The sequence below is a fragment of the Pectobacterium sp. HCp5_1 genome, from assembly GCF_032905925.1.
GTDB classification, from domain to species: domain Bacteria; phylum Pseudomonadota; class Gammaproteobacteria; order Enterobacterales; family Enterobacteriaceae; genus Pectobacterium; species Pectobacterium brasiliense_A.
The window spans coordinates 191545-206713 of record NZ_JAUMIO010000003.1 but is presented as its reverse complement, the minus strand read 5'-3'; the positions used below and the strand labels follow the sequence as shown (position 1 = coordinate 206713).

14 protein-coding genes are annotated in these 15169 nt (G+C 51.5%); 10 read left to right on the top strand and 4 right to left on the bottom strand.

Annotated features, from left to right (window positions below; all coding sequences use genetic code 11):
- Positions 1-80 precede the first annotated feature (80 nt).
- The 8 genes from Q3A88_RS03740 (at position 81) to Q3A88_RS03705 (ending at position 6095) form a co-directional block, all read left to right on the top strand.
- Complete coding sequence (locus Q3A88_RS03740; RefSeq protein WP_010286817.1) at positions 81-524, top strand: PTS sugar transporter subunit IIA; 444 nt, start codon at positions 81-83, stop codon at positions 522-524.
- A gap of 22 nt (positions 525-546) precedes the next feature.
- On the top strand, positions 547-834 hold the full coding sequence (locus tag Q3A88_RS03735; RefSeq protein WP_010286822.1) for a PTS sugar transporter subunit IIB: 288 nt from the start codon (positions 547-549) through the stop codon (positions 832-834).
- A 14-nt stretch (positions 835-848) separates the two neighbouring features.
- Positions 849-2108, top strand: coding sequence for a PTS ascorbate transporter subunit IIC (locus Q3A88_RS03730; protein ID WP_010286825.1), 1260 nt, complete (start codon positions 849-851; stop codon positions 2106-2108).
- A gap of 54 nt (positions 2109-2162) precedes the next feature.
- Complete coding sequence (fsa, locus tag Q3A88_RS03725) at positions 2163-2828, top strand: fructose-6-phosphate aldolase (protein WP_039317201.1); 666 nt, start codon at positions 2163-2165, stop codon at positions 2826-2828.
- A 455-nt stretch (positions 2829-3283) separates the two neighbouring features.
- Positions 3284-4042, top strand: coding sequence for a transporter substrate-binding domain-containing protein (locus Q3A88_RS03720; protein WP_317177419.1), 759 nt, complete (start codon positions 3284-3286; stop codon positions 4040-4042).
- 6 nt (positions 4043-4048) lie between these two features.
- Positions 4049-4693 (top strand): amino acid ABC transporter permease, encoded by a 645-nt coding sequence (locus tag Q3A88_RS03715; RefSeq protein WP_110162415.1) that lies wholly within the window; start codon positions 4049-4051, stop codon positions 4691-4693.
- On the top strand, positions 4694-5419 hold the full coding sequence (locus Q3A88_RS03710) for an amino acid ABC transporter ATP-binding protein (RefSeq protein ID WP_039283380.1): 726 nt from the start codon (positions 4694-4696) through the stop codon (positions 5417-5419).
- A gap of 1 nt (position 5420) precedes the next feature.
- Complete coding sequence (locus Q3A88_RS03705; RefSeq protein WP_040031999.1) at positions 5421-6095, top strand: amino acid ABC transporter permease; 675 nt, start codon at positions 5421-5423, stop codon at positions 6093-6095.
- An 85-nt stretch (positions 6096-6180) separates the two neighbouring features.
- Here Q3A88_RS03705 and yacL read toward each other — a convergent pair whose 3' ends face one another.
- Both yacL and acnB read right to left on the bottom strand, forming a co-directional pair.
- A complete protein-coding gene (gene yacL, locus Q3A88_RS03700) occupies positions 6181-6540 on the bottom strand; it encodes a protein YacL (RefSeq protein WP_014916617.1) in 360 nt (119 codons plus the stop codon).
- 205 nt (positions 6541-6745) lie between these two features.
- Positions 6746-9343, bottom strand: a complete 2598-nt coding sequence (acnB, locus tag Q3A88_RS03695) for a bifunctional aconitate hydratase 2/2-methylisocitrate dehydratase (RefSeq protein WP_100018553.1) — start codon at positions 9341-9343, stop codon at positions 6746-6748.
- Between the two features lie 445 nt (positions 9344-9788).
- On the opposite strand from acnB, the gene Q3A88_RS03690 reads away from it, so the two are divergent.
- A complete protein-coding gene (locus Q3A88_RS03690; protein WP_317177418.1) occupies positions 9789-10295 on the top strand; it encodes a DUF3060 domain-containing protein in 507 nt (168 codons plus the stop codon).
- 143 nt (positions 10296-10438) lie between these two features.
- On the opposite strand, the gene Q3A88_RS03685 is transcribed toward Q3A88_RS03690, so the two are convergent.
- Positions 10439-11839, bottom strand: a complete 1401-nt coding sequence (locus tag Q3A88_RS03685) for an RtcB family protein (protein WP_317177417.1) — start codon at positions 11837-11839, stop codon at positions 10439-10441.
- Between the two features lie 260 nt (positions 11840-12099).
- Here Q3A88_RS03685 and Q3A88_RS03680 point away from each other — a divergent pair, with 260 nt between their 5' ends.
- Positions 12100-12411 (top strand): ArsR/SmtB family transcription factor, encoded by a 312-nt coding sequence (locus Q3A88_RS03680; protein ID WP_039317193.1) that lies wholly within the window; start codon positions 12100-12102, stop codon positions 12409-12411.
- A gap of 108 nt (positions 12412-12519) precedes the next feature.
- On the opposite strand, the gene Q3A88_RS03675 is transcribed toward Q3A88_RS03680, so the two are convergent.
- A complete protein-coding gene (locus Q3A88_RS03675; protein ID WP_317177416.1) occupies positions 12520-14814 on the bottom strand; it encodes a TonB-dependent siderophore receptor in 2295 nt (764 codons plus the stop codon).
- Positions 14815-15169 lie beyond the last annotated feature (355 nt).

Below are 15169 nucleotides of genomic sequence, written 5' to 3'. Positions count from 1 at the left end.
CTATCTTTTTAGATGTTAGTCACATTATTTTCGAAGACGGCACACTATCCTGCGTTCAGAATGATACAGAGGTGACTCTAATGCTTAACACTTTACTAACACCAGACGTTGTTCAGATTTTACCTGCCTGTGATGACTGGCGTCACGCTATCGCCTTGTCCTGCAAGCCTTTACTGGATAATGGTTCGATTGAACCCACCTATGTTGAGGCTATCTACCGCTCTCATGAGGCCATCGGTCCTTACTATGTCGTCGGCCCGGGGATTGCTATGCCGCATGCCCGCCCGGAAGACGGCGTGAACCAACTTGCCGTCAGCCTTACGCTGATTCGCGACGGCGTGGTTTTCCATTCCGAAGGCAACGATCCCGTACATTTACTGATCGTTCTGGCCGCCACAGACAGCAATAGCCATATCGATATTATTTCACAGCTCGCTCAGTTGTTCGACACGCCTGATGACGTCGCCGCGTTAATTAACGCGACGGAAGTAGAACAGGTGCTTTCCGTTATTTCTCGTTATTAATTGCCACCAGAGGACACAGATTATGAAAATTACAGTCGTATGCGGTAACGGCCTGGGTACCAGCCTGATGATGGAAATGAGCATTAAAAACATCGTTAAAGAACTCGGCGTGGTTGCTGACGTGGACCACGTGGATTTAGGTTCGGCGAAAGGTACGGACAGCGACATTTTTGTCGGAACCAAAGACATTGCCGATCAACTCGTCGCGCAGGCAGTGGGGGGGAAAATTGTGTCCCTAAATAACATGATCGATAAAGTGGCGATGAAAGAGCGCCTGTCGGTCGCCCTGACAGAACTTGGCGCGTTATAAGCGAGGGATCAAAAATGGAATTCTTCCGTTTTTTAATGAGTGATGTGCTGTCTGAACCGTCCATATTGGTCGGTTTGATTGCGCTTATCGGCCTGATTGCACAGAAAAAACCGGCCACGGAATGCATCAAGGGCACGGTGAAAACCGTAATGGGCTTCCTGATCCTCGGGGCGGGCGCGAGCCTGATCGTGTCCTCGCTGGGGGATTTCGCCCAGATTTTCCACCATGCGTTTGGTATCGCCGGTGTGGTACCGAACAATGAAGCCATTGTCGCGGTAGCACAGAAGAACTTCGGCACCGAGATGGCCATGATCATGTTCTTTGCGATGGTCATTAACATCGCGATCGCCCGCTTTACACCGTGGAAATACATTTTCCTGACTGGCCACCACACGCTGTTTATGTCGATGATGGTTGCGGTGATTCTGGCAACAGCAGGCATGAAAGGGGTGATGCTGATTACCGTTGGGTCGCTGGTCGTTGGGGTATCAATGGTGCTGTTCCCTGCCATTATTCACCCGTATATGAAGAAAGTCACAGGCTCGGATGACGTCGCCTTTGGTCACTTCTCTGCGATATCACAGCTGCTGTCAGCGTTTATCGGCAGCAAGTTTGGTAATAAAGAGAAATCAACAGAGGACATGGAAGTACCGAAGAGCCTGCTGTTCCTGCGTGATACGCCGGTTGCCATCGCCTTTACCATGTTTTTCATCTTCATTTTCACCTGTCTGTTTGCCGGCCCGGAAGCGGTGAAGACGATGAACGCCGGTGGGAAAAACTGGTTCATGTTTTCGCTGATCCAATCCATTACCTTTGCCGCTGGCGTGTATATCGTGCTGCAAGGCGTGCGGATGGTGATTGCGGAAATCGTGCCTGCGTTTAAAGGCATTTCTGACAAACTGGTTCCCAACGCTAAACCAGCATTAGATTGCCCGGTTGTCTTCCCGTATGCCCCAAATGCCGTTCTGGTCGGCTTCCTGAGCAGCTTTGCGGCTGGAGTGATCGGTATGGTCCTGCTCTACCTGATGGGATTAACGGTGATCATTCCCGGCGTGGTGCCGCACTTCTTCGTCGGCGCAGCGGCTGGCGTTTTCGGTAACGCCACCGGCGGACGTCGCGGTGCGATTTTAGGTTCTTTTGCCAACGGGCTGCTGATTACCTTCCTGCCTGTTTTCCTGCTGCCAGTTCTGGGCAGTATTGGACTGGCAAACACCACGTTCAGCGATTCCGATTTCGGCGCGGTGGGGATTCTGCTGGGCATTATCGTGCGCTAAGCCCGCATTGATGAATGTCATCCAACAGATCGGTTTTAGTTAACGGGGGAAATGATGGAATTCTATTTAGATACGGCGGATGTCGCCGCAGTAGAACGACTCGCTGGCGTGTTGCCGATTAAAGGCGTGACCACCAATCCGAGCATTGTCGCACGCGGAAAATCCGATATTTACAGCGTGCTGCGGGATATGCAGGCCATTATCGGCACGGAAGGACAGCTGTTTGCTCAGGTGATGTCGCGCGATCCTGATGTGATGGTGGAAGAGGCATTGAAGCTCAGAGAGGTGATTCCTTCTCTGGTCGTCAAAGTGCCAGTGACGCATGCGGGTTTGAGTGCCATCAGGCAATTGACGGCGCTCGATATCCCTACCCTCGGCACCGCTGTATACGGTGCGGGGCAAGGGTTTTATGCCGCGCTGGCTGGCGCTCGCTATATCGCGCCTTACGTCAACCGCATCGATGCGCAGGGTGGCGATGGGATTGCGCTCGTGAAAGAGCTGCAAACCCTGATTAACCTGCACAGCCCGCAAACTCAGGTGCTGGCAGCCAGCTTTCGCACGCCGCGTCAGGTGCTGGACTGCCTGCTGGCGGGGTGTCGGGCGATTACCGTCGACCCTGCCGTTGCTGAACTGTTCCTGCAAGATCCTGCAGTTGACGATGCGCTTAACCGGTTCGATCACGACTGGCAGGCGCGCTTTGGTCATGCCGATCTTGGCTGATTGATGAAAAACACCACTCGCTCGCCGGGTGGTGTTTTCCACTGTTTACAAACCCACCTGCTCTCCCCTTCTCGCGAATTCAAAGGCGAGCGCCACGTCACCCATTTCCCTCTCATGCGAACGCGCATATCTCACCGTAGCCGTAGATCGGTTCTCCCATAAGATAATTGATTGGACAAAATTTGCACATTGAGGAAGGGGTGATTATATTTATCACTCAGTAGTTTTTTTAGTGATAATAACAATAAATAATAGTTACAATATAAAACTATCTATCTTATAAATTTAAATTACGATTTAAATGGCGCATTGCTGAGGCTCTGTATTCTGGCAGAAATACGGCTTCTATTTGAAATACGGCCTTTACCCTTTGCCGACAGCGATAGTGGCAATACTTTTCTCCTATGGTTGATTCAAAATACGTGTGTATCTTTTATTACATTCAGGAGTCCAGCATGTTACTCAAAACGTTTCTATTCGGCACAATTTTAGGAATAACCTCATTTACGGCTTTCGCCGCCAATCCTGTCGATGGAAAGACACTTAACGTTGCGGTTTCTCCAGCTTCACCACCGATGCTATTTAAATCCGCTGACGGGAAATTAGAAGGTATCGATCTTGAACTCTTCTCTTCTTATTGTAAGGAGAGAAATTGCAAACTGAAAATAACAGAATACTCATGGGATGGCATGCTGGGTGCCGTGGCAAGCGGTCAGGCTGATGTCGCATTTTCAGGGATATCCATCACGGATAAACGTAAGAAAGTCATGGATTTTTCTGCGCCCTATTATGTGAATTCATTTAATCTGGTGAGCTTGAATAACCGCGATATAGACCTGAGCGATCTGAAGAATTTACAAAAATACTCTGTAGGGTTCCCCAGAGGTATGGCTTATGCCGATTTGATAAAAACCGATCTGGAACCCAAAGGATATTACTCGCTCAGCAAAGTTAAACTTTATCCCTCTTATAATGAAACCATTGCCGATTTGAAAAATGGCAATCTCGATCTCGCCTTCATAGAAGACCCGGTTTACTTTAACTACAAGAACAAGCAAAAAGCCCCGATTGAAAGCCGCCATGTTTTTAAAGGCGTTGATCACCTTGGGTTTGCCTTTAAGAAAGGTTCACCGGTGCGCGATGACTTTAATACCTGGCAGAGTGAACAGGGTGAAGAAAAAATATCGGGCATCGTAGATAAGTGGATGAAATAAAAAACGATGTCATCACAAGATATGATAAACATCTATTATTTCTTGTTTGAAGGTGTCAAGTACACGCTCATCGTTACATTGACGTGTTTTGCATCAGCCTTGGTTATTGGATTAACCGTCGCCGTGTTACGGCGACTGGTTTTTCCCTCGGTGAAGAACATACTGGATATTCTGGTCTTCATTTTTCGTGGTATTCCCGTTTTAATCGCCGTTTTCCTCGTTTATTTCGGCCTTCCGGCAATAGGCCTGAGTATTCCCCCCCTGCTTGCCATGAACATTAGCATTGGATTAATCAGCGGGAGTTATCTTGCAGAAGTGTTCCGCGGTGCACTTCAATTGGTTGATCCGTCAGAGATTACTGCCGCCAAGACCGCAGGTTTCGGGAAATTACAAATTATAAGATACATCGAGCTACCGCAAATGCTCCGCTTTTCTGTTCCTGGGGTAGCCAACGAATTCTCATCGGTATTAAAAGCCACACCTTTTGCCTACACGGTTGGCATACCGGAAATCACCAAGCAGGCCATGTCTCTGACCGCAGTCACGATGAACGGTCTGGTCATTTATACGCTGGCGGCAATACTTTATTTTCTCATTTACAAATTATCTATTATTGCCGTAAGGCGGCTTGAAAAATCAGGGTGGCAATAGATGACATTAATAGAATTACGCGAGGTCAGTAAGACACTCGGTAGCAAAAAGGTGCTGGATAATCTCAACTTACAGATTGAGCATGGCGAAATAAAAATCGTCATGGGTCCATCTGGCTGTGGCAAAACGACGTTGCTGCGCTGTCTCGCCCAGCTTGAAAGCCCGGATACAGGTAATATATTTTTTCATGGTCATAACGTTACCGATAAAAAGTTTAATATTCTCGATTTCAGGAAAAAAATTGGATTTGTTTTTCAGAACTACGCGCTATACCGCCATCTGAACGTTATGGACAATATTACTCTGGCGCTGCGTAAAGTATTTAACGTCTCCGAACGCGATGCCAGAACTAAAGCCTTATATGAACTGGAAAGGCTGGGTATGGAGGAGCACAGTATGAAATACCCTTCACAGCTCTCTGGCGGCCAGCAACAGCGCGTTGCTCTCATCCGTGCTCTGGTCACCGATCCTGAAATTATTGTGTTTGATGAGCCGACATCCGCCCTCGACCCGCTCATGACACGTGAAGTAGGTTCGCTTATTAAGCAGCTTCACCGGCGGAAAGTCACCATATTGTGCGTCACCCACGATATACGTCTGGCTAAACAGCTTTGCGACAGAGTGACCTTCCTAAACTATGGCAGGATCCGGGCTGAAGGATCTTTCGCAGAGCTGTCAGCCCTCAATGGCGAGCCGGATATTCATTATTTTTTTGGAGAAAAGTAATATGCTTGCCGGATGGATGAGTTTTTATCACGAGCTGATAGATCAGCTTCCACTGGTGCTTGACGGAATCGGCGAAACAGTAAAGCTGGCGATAGTGGTTTCTCTCACGGGATTTTTCTGGGGCATTGTTATTTTTTTTCTGAGTATCAGCAACCGGCCAGCCGTTAAAAAGCTAACAGAAATGTATATGGACTTCTTTATCGGCACGCCATTAATTCTTATTTTATTTGTCATGTATTATGGCTTGCCACAAACCGGTATTAACTTATCGCCTTTCGCTGTCGCGGTAACGGGATTTACCCTTAATATCGGGGCTTATAACGCCGCCTATATGACAACCGCTTACAATTCCCTGAACAAGTACGAGGCAGAGGCGGCCGTCGTACAAGGGTTTAGCCAATGGCAAATATTTCGCTTAATGATATTGCCTCAGGTATTAATCACCTCAGTGCCCGCCCTGACTAATCAGGTCATTAATAATATCAAGGACAGCACCATCGCTTTTCTCATCCAGTACACTGAATTTTTTTCCCGCATTCAGGAAGTCGCGGCAACTAACTTTGAGTTTTTCAGTGCATACCTGTTTGCTGCGCTGGTTTACTTAGTGCTGATTTCTTTTATTGTGCTGCTGTCCAGAATCATTGAACGCAAGCTGCTTGTTCTCACTCAGGCCTAACCTGACAGGTACCGATGATTGATGCAGATAACGGTCAACGGTTCCCCGCGTACTGATTCCAGCACGCTTTTCCTTCACCGTTCTGTCAATGCAGGACGAAATCGCGGTACTTTTCCACCAGCGTCAGAAAATCATCCAGACCGCATAAAGACAGGCTCTCTTCGTCGTAATAACTCATGCCTTCTTCCAGCTCATCGGTGGTGAAAGACAGCTGATTTGCCTGCACCATCACTTCTTCTTCATCCAGCGACAGCGTGTATTCATGCCCCACGCGCCGCCACTGTCGTTCGCTGCCCGCAACAGAGCGCGCCGCCTCTTCAACGTCAGTCAAGATCGTCAGCTGGCCTTTCACTTCTTCATTGAACCAGTGTCCGATCGCTTCATGTCCCATCGACATACGCACGATGACCTGGCCCGTCACATCCCGCAAAAATTCATAGTCCATGATGCCATCCTCACTGTGATGTTTCTTTTGTTCAGTTTAGTCGCCTCTGCCCCCTCTCGTCGTGATACACCTTCACCTTTCATGCTGCAAAGGCACGATGCCAACCGCCAATGCACAGGCAGCGTGAGGTATGACGCGTATAAAACGGGCAGAAAAAAAGGAGGCACAAGGCCTCCTTCGGTGTAGAGATGCGAACTATAGCGAGTTAGACCGCCGTCTGGAAGATCACGCTATCCGCTTTCTCGGTATATTGACCTAACTGGTCAAAATTCAGATAGCGATAGGTGTCCTGCGCGGTTTTATCCACCTGCGACATGTAGGTCTGGTACTCTTCCGAGGTCGGCAAGCGACCCAGCAGCGACGCAACCGCAGCCAGTTCGGCAGAGGCCAGATACACGTTAGCGCCGGTTCCCAAACGGTTCGGGAAGTTACGCGTCGACGTGGAAACGACAGTCGCACCATCCGCTACGCGCGCCTGGTTACCCATGCACAGCGAGCAACCTGGGATCTCGATACGCGCGCCGCTCTTACCAAACACGCTGTAGTAGCCTTCTTCGGTCAGCTGTGCCGCATCCATCTTGGTCGGCGGCGCAACCCACAGGCGGGTCGGCAGCTGGCCTTTGTGGCTATCCAGCAGTTTACCTGCCGCACGGAAGTGACCGATGTTGGTCATACAGGAACCGATGAAGACTTCATCAATCTTCTCGCCCTGCACGTCAGACAACCAGCGAGCATCGTCTGGATCGTTTGGCGCACACAGGATCGGCTCTTTGATATCGGCCAGATCGATGTCGATCACTGCGGCGTACTCGGCATCGGCATCCGCTTCCAGCAGTTGTGGATCGGCCAGCCATTTTTCCATGCCCTGAATACGACGTTCCAGCGTACGACGATCGCCGTAGCCTTCGGAGATCATCCACTTCAACAGCACGATGTTGGAGTTCAGATACTCGATGATCGGCGCTTTATCCAGCTTGATCGTACAGCCAGCCGCAGAACGCTCCGCCGAGGCGTCGGTCAGTTCAAACGCCTGCTCGACTTTCAGATCTGGCAGACCTTCGATTTCCAGAATACGGCCAGAGAAGATGTTCTTCTTGCCTTTCTTCTCAACGGTCAGCAGGCCTTGTTTGATGGCGTACAGCGGAATGGCGTGAACCAGATCGCGCAGAGTAATGCCCGGCTGCATTTTCCCTTTGAAACGCACCAGAACAGATTCCGGCATATCCAGCGGCATCACGCCCGTCGCGGCAGCAAACGCCACCAGACCGGAGCCCGCAGGGAAAGAGATACCGATTGGGAAACGGGTGTGTGAGTCACCGCCCGTACCGACGGTATCCGGCAGCAGCATACGGTTCAGCCAGGAGTGGATAACACCATCGCCCGGACGCAGCGAGACGCCGCCACGGTTCATGATGAAATCAGGCAGCGTGTGGTGCGTGGTCACGTCAACCGGCTTCGGATAGGCTGCGGTGTGACAGAACGACTGCATCACCAGATCGGCGGAGAAGCCCAGACAGGCCAGATCTTTCAGCTCATCACGGGTCATCGGCCCGGTGGTGTCCTGTGAACCTACAGACGTCATCTTCGGTTCGCAGTATTCGTCAGGGCGAATACCCGCAACGCCACAGGCACGTCCCACCATTTTCTGCGCCAGCGAGAAGCCTTTCTTGCTGACCTCAACCGCTTTGGAAATACGGAACACGTCGCTGTGCGGCAAGCCCAGTGACTCACGCGCTTTAGAGGTCAGACCGCGGCCGATAATCAGTGGAATACGGCCACCAGCGCGGACTTCATCCAGTAAGACGTCAGTCTTCAGCGCGAAGGTCGCCAGCACTTCATTGGTGTCATGACGACGCACTTCACCTTCATACGGGTAAATATCAATCACATCACCCATATTCAGATCGTTCACATCGACTTCGATCGGCAGCGCACCGGCATCTTCCATCGTGTTGAAGAAGATCGGGGCGATCTTACCGCCCAGCACCACACCACCACCGCGTTTGTTCGGGACATAAGGAATATCTTCGCCCATGAACCACAGTACGGAGTTGGTTGCCGATTTACGCGACGAACCGGTACCGACAACGTCGCCGACGTAAGCCAGCGGGAAGCCTTTCTTATTCAGTTCTTCGATCTGTTTGATCGGGCCCACGGCGCCAGGTTGATCGGGATCGATACCTTCACGGGCGTTTTTCAGCATCGCCAGCGCGTGCAGCGGGATGTCAGGGCGTGACCAGGCATCAGGTGCCGGAGACAAGTCATCCGTGTTGGTTTCACCGGTGACTTTAAAGACGGTAACGGTAATTTTTTCCGCCAGTTTCGGGCGGGACAGGAACCACTCGGCATCAGCCCAGGATTGAATCACTTTCTTGGCGTGCGCATTGCCTGCTTTCGCCTTTTCTTCTACATCGTAGAAGTTATCAAACATCAGCAGCGTGTGGGACAGCGCTTCGGCGGCGATCGGTGCCAGCTTGTCGTTGTCTAACGCATCAATCAGCGGATGAATGTTGTAGCCCCCTTGCATGGTGCCCAGCAGCTCGATCGCTTTTTCCTGGGTGACCAATGGGGAAGTGGCTTCGCCTTTGGCGACGGCAGCCAGAAAACCAGCCTTCACGTAGGCGGCTTCATCAACGCCGGGGGGGACACGGTTAATCAGCAGGTCAAGCAATACTTCTTCTTCGCCCGCCGGGGGATTCTTGAGTGACTCAACCAGCGCGGCCATCTGCGTGGCATCTAACGGTTTAGGAACAATCCCCTGCGCAGCCCGGTCGGCTACGTGCTTACGATATTCTTCTAGCACGACGTTCTCCTCGCTCTCATTGTCTTCATTATGCCCGGCGCTCTTGTTCCCGCTTGTGGTGTCCATGCCTGGGTGCCAGCGTGTGGATGTAAGGTAGTAGAGTGTCCGGTCCAGCCTCGTCAGCATATCAGGATTTGAATTGATTGTTAATTCGTTCACATAATAGCAACATTAATTTTTATTCAACTATGCTATGTGCCCAATTTCACTATCACTAAAAAATGCCGACATCAGCAGAATAGCATGTCCCTGACGGCACACACTAACTATGCTGAGTTAACCACATAATAGGTAAGTTTTTAACAACATAGCGCGATTAATCATCGTTTGATGGCGTAGCGATAATCAGAATGTTCGCAATAGAGTCGGGAAAAGTGTTAACAGATGATAGGTGCCTTTACGGCAACGATGCCGGATGACCTCTTTGATAACAGGAAAAAACGCCATGAAGATAATACGGTATCTGCCAATGGTTTTCGTCTCTGCTTTCGCGTTCACCGCATCCGTCTATGCCGCCCCCATCGAGCTGGAGGGTATCGGTTTAACGCGCGATATTCCTTGTAATGGCAATAATGTCAATATTTCAGGCAACGGCAACAACATCGTACTGACGGGCAAATGTGCCACGATTTCCGTCGCGGGCTCTGAGCACAACATCACGTTCGATACCGCGACCTCGCTTATCGTGACCGGTGCAGAGATTGCCGCCACTGGTCAATCGACGGGTGACCTGACCGTCGCCGCGTATAAAAACACCATCCGCACGCACATTTTTTCCGAGGATAAACCCGCAAAGGTGAATGTAACGGGCACGGAACATCATCTCGATCTGGATTTTAAAGGCCCTGCCATTGTTTCCTTCAATGGCATCAGCAACCGCCTCTCATGGGGAGGAACAGAACCAAAGCTCTCTTCCAGCGGTGCCAATAACGTCATCAAACAAAAGCCCTAATTTGCTGCGTTTATTCCTCTGAAAGATGCCTGACAAACGGATTCCGGCAACGAAGAACACACGACCCAATCGACAGCTTGCCGATTGGGTCGTTATTTTTAGTACAAAGAATATCGCATCAATTCCCGCCAGAGCGGGTCACATCAGGCCTTAAACGTCAGCCACGGGCGTAGCCGTGCCACAGGTTGAATCAGCCCTGACTGCGCCTGAATATCAATCACAGGCGCAACCGGCTTATAGGCCGCTGGCGCTTCTTCCCGCAGTCGTTCGTCTTTCAGCGTGATGCATTGCCAGGGCAACGTATCTGCCAGACTCGCCGTATCGACCTTGTTACGCATATTTTGCCGACGTTCGGCACGCCCCGCGCCGTGTGAACACGACCACAGCCAGTCGGGATTTCCCTTTCCTGTAACGAGATAAGAGTAATCGCCCATTGAACCGGGAATCAGCGCAAATTCCCCGGCTTTGGCGGGCGTCGCGCCTTTGCGATGTAGGTTCATTCCGTGCTCCGGCAGAATAATGTTATGCGACAGATCGACCACCAGCTTGCTGGCGTCATGCGTAAACACTTGCTTCCAGGAAGAGCGAATCAGTTCAGTCAGCACGATCCGGTTGATCCACGCATAACGTGCGGCGACGCCCATAGCTTCCATATACTCCGTCGCCTGCTCCTCAACCAGACCAAACAGGCCGGACGCCGGATATTTTTCTCCCGCAGGCCAACAGGCTCGCGCTTTATCGATCCCACGCTGGCCGACATAAAAACCCACGTCCCGTGAACCGGTGTGAATCATCACCACGACTTCGCCTTCCTGCACGCCAGCCTGATACGCCGCGTGCCTGTCCAACACGGCATCGACAATTTGCAGCTCGACGAAATGGTTACCCGCCCCTACCGTGCCCAGACTGGAAGGTCGAAGTATCTCGCGCGGCGCAAAAAACGGCTCAGGCGCATGTCGACTATCGGCACGAACCGCCCCAGTTCCAGCAATGGAGCCAAGTTCCGCCGACAAGCGTCGGAAGTCTACCTCCTGCCAAAGCCCCTGCTGAGGCAATGCCGCCAGCCACGCTGGCAACCCCTCGTCAAAGAGCGCGGAAAACGAATCCGGCGTAACAGGAACATCACGCCGATCCAGCAGTAACGTGTTTTTGAGCGCCTGAATCAGCGCGGGTTTGTGCTCATCGGCATCCGTATGATGCACGCCCGTCGTCAGCAGTCGCATGCCGCAATTGATATCCGTCCCAATCGCCGCAGGGATAACGAAGTTCTCCGTTGTGGCGACAATGCTGCCGACAGGCGCAAGCGTACCGGGATGGAAATCCGGCGTCGCGCGCGCGACACAGACACGCGCATCGCTGCCCGGTAGCTGTACCGAGGCGAAATCCAGCAGTTGCTGAACCGCCTTTTCTTCCAGCGGCAACGTGTCCGGCAACAGAACCTGCGCTTCTGCATGCTCCCTGCGGAGATGATAAATAGAATGTTGGTAATCGGTGTCTATCCCCAAACGGGATAAACGTTTTTGTAAGCGAGTAAATGTAGACATGATGCTACCTAGAAAAACAAAAAATCGCTCCTCCCGTTTCGGAGAGAAGGTTGTTTTTCCTGCAGCAGCAGATTCAGGAAAGGATGTCGCGCTATTCTAGGGAGGAACGCCCCTATTGTAAACCGCACGTCACATCGCGCGGGCTCCGTTATGAATTGTTTTATCGATGTTAGTCATTATCCTCGCTCGAAGCCGGGGATATGATAAGCTCAATATATTAGGCATCACTAAATTAGTCAGTTACGCAGGATGGCAGGAACATGGCGTTGAGCAATTCGGATCGAGAATTCATGCAGGACGGTGCCGCAAAAGCAGCGGCTATGCTGCGCGCGATTGGCAATGAAAACAGGCTACTGGTGCTTTGTCTGCTTATCGAGCACGGCGAAATGTCGGTTGGCACGCTGCTTGAACACATCCCGCTGAGCCAGTCCGCCCTCTCGCAGCATCTGGCAAAAATGCGTGAAGAAGGGTTGATTAGCTATCGGCGCGAATCACAAACGCTGTACTACCGCATCGAAAATCAGGACGTGGAAAAAATCGTCGCCACCTTAAAAGGCATTTTCTGTCCCTGATAACGCCAACGGCCTGCAAGGTGAAGGCCAAGGATGGCACGCAATAAAAAAAACGCCACGGCACAATGGCGCCGTGGCGTTCGCGATTCAGTATGACGGATATAAAACTTAGAACGACGTATTCACGCTGACAAAGAAAGTCCGTCCCGGTTCGTTATAGGTTGCCGCACCGGCACCCGCAATGGTAACCACGTTGTTGTTCACCACATCCTGCGCATTACCCGCGCGGAACAGGCGTTTATCAAACAGGTTATCGACACCACCGGTCACGCTCAGGTTCTTGTTAAACTTATAGGTACTGCTTAACCCGAACAGCGCATAAGGGCTTAACTCATTGGTTGCGCTACCCGTTACGCGCTCACCTTTGTAGTTATATTTCTTCGGCTTCTGACGACCATACCAGGTCACATCGGCCAGGAAGGAAAGGTTCTCCGTTGCCTGCCAGTCTACGGATGAGTTCAGGGTAAACTCCGGCGTAATCGACAGATAATCGCCCGTGGTTTTATTTTTCGATTCCAGCATCCAGGTCAGGTTGTTACGCCAGTTGATGCTTTCCGTAACAGGAACGGTCAGGTTACCTTCCAGTCCCTGAATAACGGCTTTCGGTACATTGCCCCACTGGAAGATGTTGGCATTAGCATATTGGGAATTGGTTCCGCCCACCGCTTTACCGATGACATTGTTGCCTGCTTCAATTTTGTTACGGTAATCGTTATGGAAATAGGTGATACCCGCGATCAACCCATCACGGTGAAACTCCAGACCAATCTCTTTATTCAGGCTGGTTTCCGCCTTCAGGTCTTCATTGCCGATCAGGTAGCAAGACGTGCCACCAGCACAACCCTGTCCACGGCTATAGAGGAGATAATTCTCGTTAGTTTGGTACAAGTTCGGCGCTTTATAAGCACGGGCGATACCTAACTTCAGCGTATAGTCATCACCCAGTTCCTGCGACAGGTTGAGCGACGGGCTCCAGTTGGTGCCTGCCGTACTGTGATGATCGACACGTAACGCCGGCGTCAACATGGTGCTGTCCGTCAGTTGGACGTTATCTTCCACAAAGGCAGAAGCCAGACGAGCCGCGGATTTCTCACTACGACCACTACTGCTCAGTGAACCTATGCTTCCCGCTTCGGTTGTCGTCTGCGTGTTCGACACCGGATCCGTCATCTTCTGCTCGTTCCACTCAACCCCGAACGTGAGCACCTGCTCGACCCAGAGATTCAGCGGAAGATTCACTTCGTTGTGCGCGGTGAAATTATCCAGCTTGATCGTGCCATATTGGTTCGGATTAGTGGTATCAAAAATCCCTTCTAAACCGCCAGACAGTCCTTCAAGGATACGGGTATTGTGCGTACGTTCGTATTGCAGATACGACGTAGAACTGACGCCGCTGTCCCAGTAGCCGCGATGCGTGACCGCAAAGTTCTGGCGGTACATGCGGTTGGTTTCCTTGCCATAATTACTCACGACAAGCGGGTTGGTGTTGGTATTTTGCGAATCGCCCGCATAGATATTGCCCTGACGGCTGGAACCCGCTTCGAATTCCAGCGACTGCTGCTTGGTCATATCCCAACGCAACAGGCCGTTGATATCTTTATTACGCACCCCTTCGCGCCCGGAAGGCAGTGAAGCTGACTGATTACCCGCACGTGCGGACTGATGCCCTTGGTTAATATCGCGCGCATCAGCTTGGGTTTTGTTCAGATTACCAAACAGACGGAAGCTCAGACTGTCAGTCAGACCGCCCATCAGGCTGAAATCGGTACGCTTGGTTGCGCCTTCTGAACTATGCTCCGGCGCGTTCAGGAAGGTATTCCAGGTGCCGTGCCATTCTTGCGTCGGCTGTTTGGTGATGATGTTAACCACACCGCCCGCTGCGCCGTTGCCATAGCGCGCCGCGGCTGGGCCGCGCAGCACTTCAATGCGCTCGACCATATCAGCAGGCACCCAGTTGGTGTCACCACGGGTATCGCGCTCGCCGCGCCAGCCGTAACGCACGGCTGTACGACTCGACACGGGCTTGCCATCCACCAGAATCAGTGTGTTTTCCGGTCCCATGCCGCGGATATCGATCTGGCGGTTGTTACCGCGCTGGCCGCTGGTTGAGTTACCGGATAGGTTGACGCCCGGCATGGTGCGAATCAGATCGGACAGATCGTTAGCAGGCGGACGTTTACTGATATCTTCAGCCGTAATCACCGACACGCCCGGAGCCTGACGGGTTTGCTCAGCGGCCGTCACCACCATCGTATCGCCCGATGCTTTACTTTCGGCCTGATTCTGCACCTGAGGGGCAGGTTCCGTTGAAGGCGAGGTCTGCGCAGCGCTCAGAAACGACGTCATCCCGCAGCTAACGCCAATGAGCGTCGCCAAATAACGACGCGATTGTGGTAGTTTCATCAAAATTATCCTGCCCTGTAAGAAATGAATAAGTAGCCTGAAAAAGGATCAACATCGCAGCCGGTACAGCGACACCTAACGACAATCAGCAAAAACGCTGAATAACGGCGGAGATAAAACGCGTAAACGTGGCGGTTATCGGGGAGAAGCGTCATGCCAACGGCATCACGTCGTGTTGTTATGAAATGCTGTGTGTAATCAATCAGCCCTTTTCTCCGCATTGCCGGAAATGGAAAATGCATTTATCGTGCAATGTGATGTCCTCAACGAAAAATGCTATTGAGAAGTATTTGCATTACCATTTTGGCGCGGTCATTGTTACATTTGTCATTCAGGACGGGGTTTGCTCTAGCAG